The organism is Herpetosiphon giganteus, from assembly GCF_016907925.1.
GTDB lineage: Bacteria > Chloroflexota > Chloroflexia > Chloroflexales > Herpetosiphonaceae > Herpetosiphon > Herpetosiphon giganteus.
The window spans coordinates 15232-29373 of record NZ_JAFBCZ010000040.1; the positions used below are offsets into that span (position 1 = coordinate 15232).

Here is a 14142-nt window from a genome sequence, read left to right on the forward strand (position 1 = left end):
GTTATAATACGATAGCATGATCCCTTGTGCAGAAGAAAACAGAGCCATATTGGCTATGTGCCATAAAAATAGCAACAATGCTATCCTTGGTTCCAGAAAGTAAATGTAAAATTCACGATCTAACGTTGATTCCGCCGTCGTAAGCGGAATAATCCACCGCGTTCAGCTTCTTCTGGCTTTTCTGTATCTAATCCAACAACCCGATCAAGCAGCCGTGTATAGGCTTGGTTGTAGCGGTTCTTTGCGGCATCATAATCTTCGATGGTGATCTTCCCGTCAATATATTGACGAGATGCTTCATTCAATGCCACAAATTCATCCGTTACTGTTGCATCGTTTTTGGGTAAGCTCGGCATACCGTTCCTCGATTGGTTATGTTGTCAATAGTCGTATAGCGTCATGAGTGCAGTATACATACCATCGTTCTTTTCGCTAGTGACCAAATAGTCCTGTGTTATTGGATCAACAAACCTACAGTCTATCCTGCCTCACTATCTCATTTAGGAATGATTGGTATCATTACCACCATGGCCAAGTTTGGGTCGTATTGTATTATACAACGTTTGGTACAACAATATCGCAATCGCTATTTGATTTGATAGATCATCCAATGTTTCTGTTATCGATGGATCATCAAATACATTTTTATCCATACTATCAAAGGAAATAACCCCGATACACTCATTATCATTTTTCAACGGTATAACACGAAATGCACGATATTTCTTATTTCCAGTGCTAGGACCAAAGTCTTTGTAATCGAGATCGCTGACTATTCTTTCCCCTTTACTATATTCGATAGTAACATTATATGGTTTTCCCATCATATATGATTTTCCGGCTATGCCTCTCCTTATATTAGTCTGATTTCCAATATAAAATCGTGGTTTCTCAAGTGTTTCACTTGGTATACCACTTGATTTCCAACGTGTTAAATAATCTGGTTCTTTTTTATCTCTCATGAAAATAGAAATACGGAATTGTCTATCTGGTAAAACATCAGCAATATCTCGTAAAATACGATTGGTAATCTCATTAAACTTTTCACGGTCCTTTGCTTGATCTAAACGTATTGCAATAGTGTATATAAATTGCAAAATACTTTGTCGAATTAATGACATTTTGTCTCCCAAATCTTTGCGTTTATTTAATATTTCATAATTATTTCTCATTTTACTGATTTCATTTTCATAATATCTTTTCATGTTATATACCTTATACCCAATTAAAACCAGTATTGCTAACCCAATCCAAATAAGAGTATTACGAAGATTGAATGAAACGATCGATACAAATAGACCATCGGCTCGATTTCCGAGAACACCTTCGAAGGCTATCCGTATCAGGCTGGTAATTAGAATTCCCACCCCTGAGTCAGCTAACAGTTTTTTCCATTGTTGCATGCTGGCCTCACACATCCAAAGTATAGCCTCTGGAACGGCATCAATATGTAGCTACTATGTATTATAAACATCCTCTTAATTGAATTGCAACTACTGATAGGAAAATATTAAAGCTAGCTATTCAGCATAGCCATAATGTATTCTAGAGTATTTTGTTTTTACATATCATTCTTGTATCTATCATGAAATTCCGTGGCTCTAGAAGAAATTAATATTACCGTTGGGCCGTCCCAGCCAAAAGTAATTCGGATGACGAAATACAAGTCGGCAAGCGTGGTATCGCTCCGCACCACGAGTTACCGCCGGACGGGCATAGCCATGAACCAACAGTTGTCATATTCTGAGAGTGAGGCAAGGGCTTCTTAATAATGCGTTGACGGCTACTCAATCCGCTCGCGCACCGCTGCGGGCAGTTGCGGATCACCCGCCAAATACAAGAGCAGCGTATATGTATCGAGCAAAAACCTCATGCCGCATCCTGCATCCCATCCGCAAGCGGGTCGTCAAAATCAGCATGCAGGCGAATTTTGCCACAGGCACTGCCAAACTGGGGCGTGCCCGTGGCCACCGGAATCAATCGGACGTCGCTGCCATCGGGGCGGGTGATAATCACCTCGTTGCCTTGAGCAGCAGCCTCAATCAGTTCTGCAAGGTTTTGTTGCACCATGGTTATGTCAATTACCATCATCAGAGCCTCCGTGTCGTTGGGTTAGCCGCCATGCAATTCCAGTGGATCATTCATCACGTCAAGCATATCCCGATCCTCGCTGTCAAGCCAGGTCAACACTTCGCGGTGGAGTTGGGTTCTTGCGAAAAATGTTAACCATCCGCGTATAGGCCGCAGGCGAGCATTGGGCGGTCGGGAAGGTTTCGCGATTGGTGCGCAAGCCAACCAAATTGGCTTCTTCACCCCGTGAGCGGAACACCGTCAACCCTGCCTTCGGGTCAAGCACCATAAAGAAATAATCGCGCATGGCCAACATCTGATCAATTACCGCCAAGGCCACCCGATTACTCGGATTCACAAGGCCATGGTAGGTGGTTGCGCCATAAAACTGCAAACTCATCAGCATCACTTGATCCTGCGGATCGCCCAGCATCGCATGGCCAAAACGAAAGCCCTGGTTGGTCACGCGGGCGGGAATCGGGGTTGCGGGCCGCATCACCACATAGCCGGTGCGCACGCCACCGCAGAGCAGCATCCCCAAGCCCAAACAGGGGTCAGGTGATTCGATCAGCATTTGAATAAAGCCCCGATGGAGCGTTAATGCTTCTGGCATCCTGACTCCTTTCACACATCTGCTGTCTAGTATACCGATAGCTGAGCGCGCGGGCCAGCCCAACGCGCAATTAAGTCTGGCTATGCATCCCGAAGAATCCGATAGCAGATCTGATCGTGCCCTTCTTCCTGCCCCACCCAGCGCGCCAGCTGTGGATACAGCGCCAACACCTGATCGAAGCCCTGCCGAATCGCAGGATACAAGCGCGCATCATTAAAGGGAAAGATCATCCCAACAGGCTGATCCGCACAATACAGTTGGGCATGCGCTGGTGCAAGCAGAATATGCGTCGCGTGCTGCTTCACCGCATCGTCAAGCCACTGCATCGCAAACAAACCAGGGTAGCCCGCTTGTCGGGAAATAATCAACGAATCCATAGCAGCACCATCGGCATGCAGCTGGGTCCATGCATCATCCATCGCGATCCTTTCATCACTGCATCAACAGCACAAGGTTCATTCAGCATGCTCGTCCGGCAGCGGATCAAACTGCTCGTTATAGGTTTTTGTGCGCCATGCTTGATACGCCAAGACATCCGCGCGCGTAAACAGGTAGCGGGTGCGCTGTTTGCCTTCCGATTTAAAACTTGGGATAAGATGCCCAGCCATAATCTCGCGATGAATCGTCCCCAGCGAGACCTTGCAAAGCGTGGCCACCTGGGCACTGGATAATAACTCATGCATCCTCAGTTCCTCCGGCAGCGGGCTGGTCAGTCGTCCGCTCTGGTACAAACCGCACGGTCGTACCGGTTAACACTGGAATATATTTGCCATTCGCGATCTGGTGTTCAGCAAGGAAGGTTTTCACCGTTAAAACAACCCCGGTATGGCTACTCGGCTTCACCTTATGAATCCCCTGCCCGTGCTTCTCTGGTTCCTCGGCAGCGAGCAAGATCACCATATTGCCCTTCATTTGAAGCGCGATCCAGTCAGGATTCCCAAGATGATCATAAACATCCTTGCCAAATGCCAGAAACCGATCCCCATGAACCCGCACAAAGCGACTTGTTCGGCGACCTTTGTGCGGGTTTGCGGGCGTGCCATAGGCGATAACCGTCGGCGTGCGCTTCGGTGCGGCCATACATGCGGCACACCAATCACCAAGCGGGATATGCTGCTCCGCTTGGCGTAAGGTTGGGTAGCTCGCTTGTTCGCCATGGGTTTCACACACCACGACCCACGAGTGTTCGGCTTCAATTCCTGCTTGCTCAGCATAATATAAGGTCACGGGCTGTCCAGTCGTGCGGCTGATGCTTTGTTTCACCCGTCCAGGAATGCCCTGATCAGCATAGGTTCGGTCGGTCGGTCGGGCCATACGCGCCTCCATTGGTCATTCGTATCGATCATACATTACTCCTCCTTAATCATCATTCCTTCATATGCTGATGCGCCATGGTGGAATCACCCCACCATGGCGCATGACGCTTCTTAGGCCGCGTTCCGCTCCTGCTCACGCGGAACAATCGGCAGCGGAGCTTGTCGCTCAATCCGTGCCACATCCTCGCGGCGCTCGCACACCAGTTGCCACGCATTCGCTTCCGCGCGGTGGGCTTCGGCCAGTTGTTCTTCGCAGATCATGCGCTGTTCGGTCGCATCCTCGTAGGCTGTAATCGCCACATTAAGCATGTGTTGCGCGAAGTGATGGGCGCTTTGGCGTTGGCGTTCACGCTCGGCAGCGAGCCACAACGAAACCGCGATCATATGCACACAGGTTTCCTTATAGCCACGCTGGCGGCGAGAACAGTGACACAACCATGCCACGCCTGATGCATTGTGGCCAACCGTCACCCGATAGCGGCGTGTGCCATCGCAGACCAGGACACAGTGCACCACCTCGTCCGAAAGATCGTCAATGGTCTGCGGATGCTGGGCCGCGATCAGCGCCACGGCACGATCAACGGCTGATAACGAACGGGCGAGGGCATGCAGGTCGTGGGCGCTCGTTGTGCTAGCAATCTGCGCATAGAGGGCTTGACGCATGCGATCGGCTTCGGGTACAATTAAGGCGTTCATAGTTTGGTTCCCTTTGGGTACTAAACACGCGCTGGCAGTGCTGGTTACACTGCCAGCGCATTGTTTTAAGCGGCTGATTCGACCGTCGTTCCTTTTACCTTGGTAATTCGCAAGCTGCCTGCACGATGGTGCTGCTTACGTTGCTTTTCGATCATCTCGGCAATCCCTCCCCGCCCATTGGCCACGAGTTTTCGTACCAGATCCTCTAGTCCAGCCCGATCATAACTCACGACAATTGCAGGGCGCGTTATTTCCAGCGTCGCGATGCCATCAAGCACGACCTTGCCTCCTGCGGCTTCAACGAGACTGCTTAATGCTGTCCGTGCCTGCTCGCGTTCCGTATTCAGGCTGGCGATCTGGTCGTCTAACGCGGCGATGGTCTGGTACAGCGTGGTGATGTCGGTGTGGCTCGTCATAGCTTGATCCTCCTCTGTCATCGGCAGCGGCGTGAGGCCGCTGCCGTTTTTTTCCTCGTTAGGCAGCCATCACGGTCGTCGTGCGGCGGCGTTTGATGGCAGCAGCGGCGGCGGGCGGCGGTTCGGGCGCGCCGTCGCTGGCTTCCTCGGCTGGCACAACGATGGCCATGATCTGCTTGGTGAGGGTTTGAATCGTCCCCAACACCTGCTTAATCAATGCGGTTCCTCCCTCACTGGCCGACCATCCCGCTATATACGGGAATGAGCGCTCGCCGCTGTCAATGTTGATGCAGGCACACACTTGGAACGCCACCCCTTCCGCGATGGTTTCGTGCGCCTCGCGGGTGTACTTGCCTTCCGTAAGGTGGTGGGCGATTTCGTGCACCAAGGTCTTGAGCATTTGCGCCTTGGCAGCGGGTCGAATCCAAATCAGCTTCGACGCTGCCGAATAATAGCCCATGGCCTCGCCCATGGCGTGGCGTTCGTCGCTGCTGATGGTTAATCCTTCGCGTTCAGCGTAGGACACCAAGCAATCATAGATGGAGTGGCCGCGTTCCTCGGTCAAGAGAGGACAATCCAGCGTGGGGATGTCGTCGCCTTCCGTTTGCGACACATCAAACACATGTTCAACCCCAAAGTAGACGTGGGTTTCTTCGCAGCCCGTAGCAGCATCGACCTTGGCGGCCACACGCGGCGCATAAATCATGATGCCTTTTTCGCCCTTTTTCACGGTTCGCCCAAGTTTCCGCCAGGTGTGAAAGCCTGCCACGCGCTGGGCGGCAGGCTTTTGCAGCCAAATCAGCATGGCATTGTTGGCGCTATACGTGTGAAACTTTGCGTTAGCGGCCAATACCGCTTGGAACGAGGCACTATCCAAAATCGCTTGGACACCTGCCAGTAAGGCGCTATCGAGCTGGCTACGGCGGTTGGTATCACGGGCGGTGCGTTCGTCGGCGGTCAACACGGGCTTGCGTTTGGTGTTCATAGGTTGGCTCCCTGTTCACTCGGCGGCAACGGTGCTGGTACACACGCTGCCGCGCTGATTGATGGCTATCGTCCTGTTTAAGCGGTGTAGTCCGTGGCGATGGGCGTATTGATAACCAGAGGGGGCTGGGTGCGGTTCCAGCGTTCAAAGTCAATTTTCCACATATAGACACCCAGCTCATTAATCAAGGCACGGGCGGCGGCTTCGTGGGCCTCCAATTCCGCATCGGTCAAGGTTTCTACATCGGTGGTGGTATCAATCGGGGTGTTCATAGATTGGCTCCTTGTGCATTCGGCGGCAGCGGCGCTGGTACACACGCTGTCGTTCTTGATTTCCTTTGTATTATATACTCTTTTCAACTCTTTGTCAATAAAATGTATTGCTTCCTAATGCCCTAAAACGACCATTTCTGACCAATTCAGCGCCTCGATTTTGTGATGTAGACTTGGCTGGTTGAGGTCGTTTCGCGGCTGCCGTAACGCGCTGTGCGGGCTTCTGCGGGCGATTGCTGGTGTAGTTTAGTCGGGTCATGGATTGGATCTGCTTACTCGCATGAATGCAACAGCACGCGGATGGTTTGGGCCGTGGTTTTCTTGACGGCTTCACGCTCGGCGGTTTCATGCGCGGCGGTATAGGCTGCATCGCCCATGATCCAGCGCTGCCGTTTGGCGGGAATCTTTGCGCGGGGTTCGCGAAACCATGCACCGTCACGAATCAGCATCGTGCTATAGATCTGCTGGGCTGCGTCGCGGATCTGGACGCGAATCGCATCCTCGTTAAGGTCGGCACTGATCTGAATGGTGTGGGTGTCGGCCACATCCTCCAACAAGCGGCGCAATTCGCGTGCGCCAAACTGGTAGCACTCCGTGCCAACAATGAGGTGCAGCATCGTGCTGTTCGGCTTCGTGAAGGCCGCGCGTACCACACTCACACCCATCCAGCTGCTCGCGTGGATCATGCGCTCGGTCGTGCGGGCTGCGGCTGATTGTTTCACAATCACGGGTTGGGTTATCACGGGGGCTGTATAATTGAACAAATCCATTTGCTGGCTCATGGTTGGCTGCATGGGGCTTCCCCTCTCATTGCTGACGAGCGGCCATGTTTGGCCGCTCGCGTCTGCTCATTCCTGTTTAAGCGGCGTATTCTTCGGCCATCACGGGAATGCTCGCGGGCATGGGGAATTGGGTGCGGCTCCAACGCTCTACGTCAATCTCCCACAAAGAGCGTTGCAAGTGGTCAATGTGGGCCTTGATAGCAGCTTCACGAGCTTCTAACTCGGCATCGCTCAAAATTTCTACGTCGGTGGTGGTATCAATCGAGGTGTTCATAGATTGGCTCCCTTGTGCTCGGCGATAGCGGTGCTGGTACACGTGCTGCCGTTCTTGAATTCCTTTATATTATATATCTTTTTCAACTCTTTTTCAATACCTTTTTTTGCTTTCTGATGCCCTAAAACGACCAATTCTGACCAATTCAGCGCCTCTGTTTTCAGGCTTGACGCTGGCTCGTTGGGGTCGTGGTGATGCTGCTATAAAACGCTGTACGGGCCGCTACGGGGCATTGGCTGGCGTGGCCGTTCGGCTTCGCGCGGCGCTCCGCGCGCTAATTGGCCTGCCGCGCACGGCAGTTTCCTTGGTCGTGAGAGAGCGAGAGGAGAAGGGGAAGGATGGGTTGGATGGGGGTTTGGGGGAAGGAAGGGAAACCTTGGGGCGATGGTCTCCCTTCCTTCCCCCAAGAACAATCGTTACGTTTGGATAATCGCATTCGTGCCAGTTCTGCCGTTTGATTTTGGATACCAACCCAATGACTGCCGCGCAGTGGCCACCATCTGATAACAGACCAAGGATGACGTGAGCATTTGGTGATTATGGCTCGCTTGCCGGGCGCATGACACAGGGTTAGTTGGCGCGGACAAATGAGGAATAGCATGCCTGGTGAAGTGGCACGGGGGAATCGCGGCGCACGACGGTTCGCGGGGGCAGTGAGTTCATGGATACGGCAGGGATTGTGGGCATATGCTCTGTTGCGGGATATGTCATGCTGGCGAAATGGCGTGCAGAGTGCCGGAAGAAGACCCGCCACCAGCCTCACATGGGCTGACCGATGGGATTTCACGAGGGTACGGTATGGCATTTGTTGGCTGTGATAGCTCGTGGCGCGGCTTCTGAAGGTTCGAACCATGACCATGGCATGGTGAGCAAAATTGTATTCCACTATCGTGAGGGATACTGGACAAAAAATAAAAACTAATCCCTTTAGATTTTAGTTTAAGGGGCGTAATGGGTAGGAATAGGGGTCGTAACAGTGGGAATGATCTCAATAACATCAGCAACACTATATTTCGGTGAGGCCGATATGTATCCCTCTTTTCCATCTTCTGTTTTCACAGGAATCCACTCTGGCACCGCATCATTCCGACCATCACAATTAGCAGCAACTATTGGCCCTGTAGGCACGACATATTGACCACTCTTCAATTCTTTAATAACATTTTTATCAAGAGAACACGGGTATGATCGAAGGTTAAGATATCCTTTTCCATCACAAGATTGTTTATATGGATAGCGGGAACAAATATAATATCCCTTTACATATTGGCCCGATATAATAATAGTATTTTCTAACTTTGCGGTATTGACTATAATATCTGGAGATACTTGATAAATAATAACGGTTGGAACTGCGTTCTTATTATCGATAAAATCAAAAACTTTTTTTCTCAATTCTTGATCTGCGCTCCAAATAGCAAAAAACATGAGGAGGGCAAAAAATAAAATAGTGGCAGTTTTTAGTATGAATTTCTGCATTCTATTCATAACATATCACAATCCCTATAATACCCTACGCCAATACGTTAGAATCCATCTATATTACGTATCGGAAAAGCCATTTTAGGCAATTACACTGAATGAACTATGGATCGTCATCAATGGTCAAATCCGCTGGTGCTTAAGAACAGATAGGTATTCCACGTATTGGCGTAAGTTTCTTACACCATTATTTCTCATGTTCCGCAAGCCACGCATCAAATAAGGCTGGTTGGATATGAACGATATTGACACGCTTCGCTTGGATAGCCACAGCAAGCTTGGCTCGCAAAGATAAATTTCGAGTATATTGGGCTAATGGAAGTAGGTCAGATGGAGAAAATAATAAATTTTCTCCATCTTTATTTTCTCCATCATTCCATTCCTGTTCGGATTGATTCGTCATTGTTAGCTCCTTGAATTAGTTAAGAAACAGTTTCGTGATACGAGCAAGTTCAGCTTGCATACCGTCTTGAAGGGTTTTATGCGTTGCATCTTTTACTATTTGAGGCATACTAGTATTTGCATCTAGCATGCTCAATGCAGCACCAAAGCCCTGAGACGTAACTTCGATCATTCCTATGTATGTTTCCGTCCGACTACGATGCCACGAGATTTTGATACTTTTGATAATTTCATTCGCCAAGTAATTAATACCGTCAATAACATGCTTACCAATGGTAAAAACACCTTTCACCACAGTTCCCACGATCAGTTCAAGTACTTGAACACTCATTTGTGCTGAATGGTGTAATGTTATTGGTAATGATGAGCCGGCTATAGGTATAGGCACCGATACTTGCGTCTGTTGCATGCCACTATTATGAGTATTCATCAATATCTCTCCCAGCAACTTGGTAAATGCCTTAATCCGTAACAGAAACAACACAGCATATCGCTAGACTTATGGAAAGAATCCATCCCCACGTGTCTGGATAAAAAAAAATAGTAACCATGCTTGAAAAGATTGCATCAATAATCAGAATACCGCCAATAGGGCTTTGTACAACGATATTTGCAATGTTTGACAGATATCCTGTGGCCCACCGACTTGTCTCGGATGCTCCAGGCCGACGCGAATGCCGTCTCATACTTTTATATAGACTAATATAAATTGGAGCCAATGCGGCAGGAACAATAAGAAAGAGAATGCCATACATAACGAGGGCTTCTGTCATCTTTTATATCCCTCCTCTGGTCTATTGAGTAACGGTTGGGTTGCCCGTGATTCAGCCTCAGGATGAGGCGAAATAGGGGCAATTTCAGGATGGCGCATGGCGATATTTGCGATCAGCTGGCTTATTTCTTCATAGTATGCAGCTATTAATGTATCAACAACAACCCGATCAGCAAATGTTGAACTATTAAGTCGCTCAATAATAGGCTGACCAAAGCCTTCTGCCGTAATGAGCAACATTTGTCGATCCGATTCATTGATAGATCCAGCCTCATGTAGCGTTGCCAGCATATCCCGCAACCAATCAAAAATTTTCTCGACCCGATCACGAGGTGGGATAGCCAAAATTTGTGCTTTTACAGACTGGCTAAGAAGATTCATATTTTTTTGGATGGTTGCGGCTGTTATACGATTTAACTGATCAAATGTTTCTGCATTATTGATAAATGCCAATAATGATTCAATCGTTTGTTGTAATGTCTCTCGTCGAGCCTTTAGCTCATAAATTGACCAAATCCCGTAGACGTTCCCTTCATCGACTAAGGAAGCTGCCTTTTTTTGGAGTACACGAAGATTTTTTAGCAATTGATCGCGTTTGCGTTCTGTCGGTGATAGTAATTTGATAAAAAAATCATGTTTACTCATAACATTACCCTTCGAAGCGATTCAAGGGAACTCTCATATCACTATACCAAAATTATAGGATGAGAGTTGCAATCTGTATAGGGGGATCTTTTGAGTATTTTTACCACAAACCAAGCATAATCATTACGATAAGGGGGATTAATCTTTACAATAGAGGCATCAAATAAAGAGTATTTATGATCGATTTATCCAACATACCTATGCAGCATTTATTCATTTCGAGAATGGGTAGGTGTAATAATTACTACACGAGTTGTTTTTTAAGCCTGCGAATCCAGTAGGTATCTTTATTTTAATCAGCACCAACCAGCAGCCCTTCCAGCCGGACCAACGCGGCTATCAGCGCTCGCTCGGCGGTCGCCCGTTGTGATCCGGTTAAGCGTTCCTCAAAATCTTGACTCAGCCCATGTCGGCCCACCACCGCAAATTCAATCGTTCGGGCGAGTGACCACAGCTGATCCCGCTGGGCATGATTTAACTTTCCATTCCCTGCAAGTTCGCTGCGCAATTGCTCTAGCTCCCGTTGCCAGCGGTTATGCTTGTGTTCAGGATCGTCTATTGTGGTTAACACGACCTCGGTGCGTTCGGCCAACGTGTGTTGCTCGCGCGCGATGCACTCTAAAATGACCCAGCGCACACTCACGGCCAGATATTCGACGAGCAGCGCCTTCAACGTGGCGATCAGATTCCGGCCATCGAACTTGGTCTTCATCGCCGTCAGCTGGCGATCAATCGATCGGTCCAGGCTGCGCTCCACCTGCGACGGCCACAGCACAAACCGCTGCGGACGTGGGATCGGCTTCCGGCCTCGTGCTGACACTGGCGCGGGCTTATTCGCACGCTGCGCCGCTTTCCGTTGGCGGTCGTGGTCTTTACGGGCAGCATCAGCACATTCAGGACTACAGAGCGTTGGCGTTCGCCCTGGGTAGCTTTCGATGGTTGATTCATTGCCACACCAGCGACACACAATAGTGATTGTACGCAGCGGCATAGATCGGGTGTGTTGGCCAACGATGACTTGGCGTTTACTCATACAAAAATCCAGTATAGTGAGGGATGAGTGAATGCACCCATTAAGCATGATGTGGCACAGTGTCCCACCTTCATATTCTTCCCACTTCACGCATTGGGTATTCCATAGGATTTTCTCCTGGCGCTGGCTTGGTCATTAGCGCGCGGGGTTTCATTTAGTATAGCCTTATGTCCATTGCTCTTAAAACTTAGGTCTGCTTCAAATTTGCAGCAATCCTGCTGAAATGCTGATACAGAAGCGATTTTGGTCACCCTAGCCCATCGTTTCAAAAACTTAAAAGTTCTCAAGAATTATTATTATCTGGAACAATGAACTCATTAACATTTACAATAGGGCGACCCTTAGTCCAAGATTTTTGTTTAGGTCGTTGGATTAGATATTCTAATGACTCTTCGACGGCTAATATAGATTCAATCGCTTCTTCATAGGCAACCTGATAACCTTCATGAACTATCTTATTCCGAATATTATACGTCTTGTTGAGCCAGTCATTATAGATTGGGTTATTTGTATCGAATTGCTTGCTTAGTACCTTATTCATATGATCTTTAATTAAGTTCTTAAGACCGCAATCAAGAATATTTGTTATTTGATTCAGGGTCTTACCCTTTTTTACATAATACTCTCTAACTATCTCACTAACAAAAACCTCAAAGCAAGTTTGTATTTCAACACACGCCATTCGCCAATTTGATATACTTAAATAGTATCTCGCGCTAATTAATAGTTCCTCGTATAGAGGTATTTTATCTTCAGTAATTAGCATCTGTGAGATTTGATGATGGATATTATGATCGTATTCTTGGATAGTATTAACTAAGTTAACATCATAGCCAGCGTTTCGTATGTTTCCTTGTAGCTGCCCTTCACTGCTTCGTGAAACAACACCATATGAAAATGAGTTCCAAATTTCCGTCTTATCAATAAAAGGTATGTATGTGTCTTGTGTCACATATCGATATATTCTAATAAGTCTATTAAGAACTGTAACTGTACAATCAATAATCCTATCAACATCATCTCCAAAATAACTATTTTGTAATGATTGTCCTAATACTATTATTGAAGGTGGAAATAAAATCACGAATTCAGTACGTCGAAACGTCCCATTCTTGTCATTCCATAGTTCACCACGGCCTACATGTTCAGCTCCCCAAAAGCTTTTATAATCAATTTTCTCTTTTGGCCGTCTGAACTTAGTTAGTTTTACTTCTATAGTCTCTGAATTCGATAATTCAGGAACTAAAATCGTGTACCAAGCATCTTCAAGATAAAGGCAAAACGGAAGTTGTCCAATGATGCAGGTTGATTCGCTCATATTCTATATTCTCCAAGGGTGTGTAATAAATAAACTTCGCAGTTATGTTAGATCATGTCCCAATTCTTCTGTAAATTCTTTCTATGGTCGAATTAAAAGTGTCCTATTTTAATAGTGAAAAAGATGATTCATATTGTTACCGAGATGCGCCAACAGAAACATAGTTGTATTATCCCTTTTCAGTATTACTAATAATGGCTTTATCAGATTCCTTCAATATCAATTTAGCAATATCATCTCCTCTCCAAAACAATATTCCCAATACAGGAGATAGTATATCGATTTTCATTTCCCTATAAAGCATTCCTGCAACAAGACCGTAGAGAAATACAAAACCTGCGCCAAGCAAGCCGCCAATAAATATATTTAAACTACCATTTTCTTTTGTCAAATCAGCCAGATTGCATTCTTTTACGCCTGCAATCCTGCAAGAAGCACTAATTGTATTCGGACCAGATGCCAACACACGAACTGCGATACTGTCATCCTCATTAAGTAATGTTGGTAATAAGGAAAGGGTTTCACTACTATGTGTAATACTGATTGGAATTCCGGCTGGCACAGTTGAAAGAACCTCGGCGCTTAAAATATCCGCATCACTTCCAAACGCAAATTCCATTGGACGCTGATAATCTGCTACAACGATCGGCTCATCGCCTGTGTTAATGACCTTAAGGATTACCAGAGAAACATCGTTAACCTCTTGGCCATCGAAAGATAGTTGCAATCTTGTATCGGGTATTTCTTTTACACTTAAAAGAGGGGTATTGGCAACAATTTCATATGAAATTTCCTTGCCTTTTATGCTGATCCAGTATAGAACCAGCGGTAATACTATTGCTACAACTACTCCAGCAAAAGCAATTTTATCCCCTATCGAAAATCTAGCAGTTTTCGTTTGCATTGATTTATCCTTACCGAAGGTCAAGTATTTGTTAATCTATTACGAGCAATTGCCAAACAAGTTACTGAATCAATACCTCAAAATCCTATAATGTGGCATGTCATACAATTACATCCAACACTATTTTACAGTTCTTCTCTAATATTAATCAATGCTGCTAGA

At 47.2% G+C, this 14142-nt stretch carries 20 protein-coding genes; all 20 read right to left on the reverse strand.

Features of this window, described 5'->3' with window-relative positions:
- Positions 1–119: 119 nt before the first annotated feature.
- Entirely contained in the window at positions 120–356 is a 237-nt protein-coding gene (locus JOD20_RS23830) for a hypothetical protein (RefSeq protein ID WP_204757674.1), read from the reverse strand.
- A gap of 144 nt (positions 357–500) precedes the next feature.
- A complete protein-coding gene (locus JOD20_RS23835) occupies positions 501–1403 on the reverse strand; it encodes a GAF domain-containing protein (protein ID WP_204757675.1) in 903 nt (300 codons plus the stop codon).
- A gap of 466 nt (positions 1404–1869) precedes the next feature.
- Positions 1870–2091, reverse strand: a complete 222-nt coding sequence (locus tag JOD20_RS23840; RefSeq protein WP_204757676.1) for a type II toxin-antitoxin system Phd/YefM family antitoxin — start codon at positions 2089–2091, stop codon at positions 1870–1872.
- Between the two features lie 82 nt (positions 2092–2173).
- Positions 2174–2683, reverse strand: a complete 510-nt coding sequence (locus tag JOD20_RS23845) for a hypothetical protein (RefSeq protein WP_204757677.1) — start codon at positions 2681–2683, stop codon at positions 2174–2176.
- 80 nt (positions 2684–2763) lie between these two features.
- Positions 2764–3102 carry a hypothetical protein gene (locus JOD20_RS23850; RefSeq protein ID WP_204757678.1) on the reverse strand — a complete coding sequence of 113 codons (339 nt, stop codon included), beginning with the start codon at positions 3100–3102 and terminating at the stop codon, positions 2764–2766.
- A 36-nt stretch (positions 3103–3138) separates the two neighbouring features.
- Positions 3139–3366, reverse strand: a complete 228-nt coding sequence (locus JOD20_RS23855) for a helix-turn-helix domain-containing protein (RefSeq protein ID WP_204757679.1) — start codon at positions 3364–3366, stop codon at positions 3139–3141.
- On the reverse strand, positions 3359–3997 hold the full coding sequence (locus tag JOD20_RS23860) for a hypothetical protein (RefSeq protein WP_204757680.1): 639 nt from the start codon (positions 3995–3997) through the stop codon (positions 3359–3361). The genes JOD20_RS23855 and JOD20_RS23860 overlap by 8 nt, the downstream gene beginning before the upstream one ends.
- Positions 3998–4110: 113 nt before the next feature.
- Entirely contained in the window at positions 4111–4695 is a 585-nt protein-coding gene (locus tag JOD20_RS23865) for a hypothetical protein (RefSeq protein WP_204757681.1), read from the reverse strand.
- A 65-nt stretch (positions 4696–4760) separates the two neighbouring features.
- A complete protein-coding gene (locus tag JOD20_RS23870) occupies positions 4761–5111 on the reverse strand; it encodes a hypothetical protein (RefSeq protein WP_204757682.1) in 351 nt (116 codons plus the stop codon).
- Between the two features lie 58 nt (positions 5112–5169).
- Entirely contained in the window at positions 5170–6096 is a 927-nt protein-coding gene (locus JOD20_RS23875; protein WP_204757683.1) for an ArdC-like ssDNA-binding domain-containing protein, read from the reverse strand.
- 77 nt (positions 6097–6173) lie between these two features.
- Positions 6174–6368: a hypothetical protein gene (locus tag JOD20_RS23880; RefSeq protein WP_204757684.1), complete on the reverse strand. Its 195-nt coding sequence runs from the start codon at positions 6366–6368 to the stop codon at positions 6174–6176.
- Between the two features lie 272 nt (positions 6369–6640).
- The gene (locus JOD20_RS23885; protein ID WP_204757685.1) at positions 6641–7162 is read right to left on the reverse strand and encodes a hypothetical protein; all 522 of its coding nucleotides are present in this window, start codon (positions 7160–7162) and stop codon (positions 6641–6643) included.
- 64 nt (positions 7163–7226) lie between these two features.
- Positions 7227–7424, reverse strand: a complete 198-nt coding sequence (locus tag JOD20_RS23890) for a hypothetical protein (RefSeq protein ID WP_204757686.1) — start codon at positions 7422–7424, stop codon at positions 7227–7229.
- Positions 7425–8363: 939 nt separating this feature from the next.
- Positions 8364–8912: an SH3 domain-containing protein gene (locus tag JOD20_RS23895; protein ID WP_204757687.1), complete on the reverse strand. Its 549-nt coding sequence runs from the start codon at positions 8910–8912 to the stop codon at positions 8364–8366.
- 181 nt (positions 8913–9093) lie between these two features.
- The gene (locus tag JOD20_RS23900) at positions 9094–9309 is read right to left on the reverse strand and encodes a hypothetical protein (protein ID WP_204757688.1); all 216 of its coding nucleotides are present in this window, start codon (positions 9307–9309) and stop codon (positions 9094–9096) included.
- 15 nt (positions 9310–9324) lie between these two features.
- The gene (locus tag JOD20_RS23905; protein WP_204757689.1) at positions 9325–9738 is read right to left on the reverse strand and encodes a hypothetical protein; all 414 of its coding nucleotides are present in this window, start codon (positions 9736–9738) and stop codon (positions 9325–9327) included.
- 339 nt (positions 9739–10077) lie between these two features.
- Positions 10078–10725, reverse strand: a complete 648-nt coding sequence (locus JOD20_RS23910) for a hypothetical protein (RefSeq protein ID WP_204757690.1) — start codon at positions 10723–10725, stop codon at positions 10078–10080.
- Between the two features lie 292 nt (positions 10726–11017).
- Positions 11018–11758: a hypothetical protein gene (locus JOD20_RS23915; protein WP_204757691.1), complete on the reverse strand. Its 741-nt coding sequence runs from the start codon at positions 11756–11758 to the stop codon at positions 11018–11020.
- Positions 11759–12041: 283 nt separating this feature from the next.
- Positions 12042–13076, reverse strand: a complete 1035-nt coding sequence (locus JOD20_RS23920) for a hypothetical protein (protein ID WP_204757692.1) — start codon at positions 13074–13076, stop codon at positions 12042–12044.
- Positions 13077–13245: 169 nt separating this feature from the next.
- On the reverse strand, positions 13246–13980 hold the full coding sequence (locus JOD20_RS23925) for a hypothetical protein (RefSeq protein WP_204757693.1): 735 nt from the start codon (positions 13978–13980) through the stop codon (positions 13246–13248).
- Positions 13981–14142 lie beyond the last annotated feature (162 nt).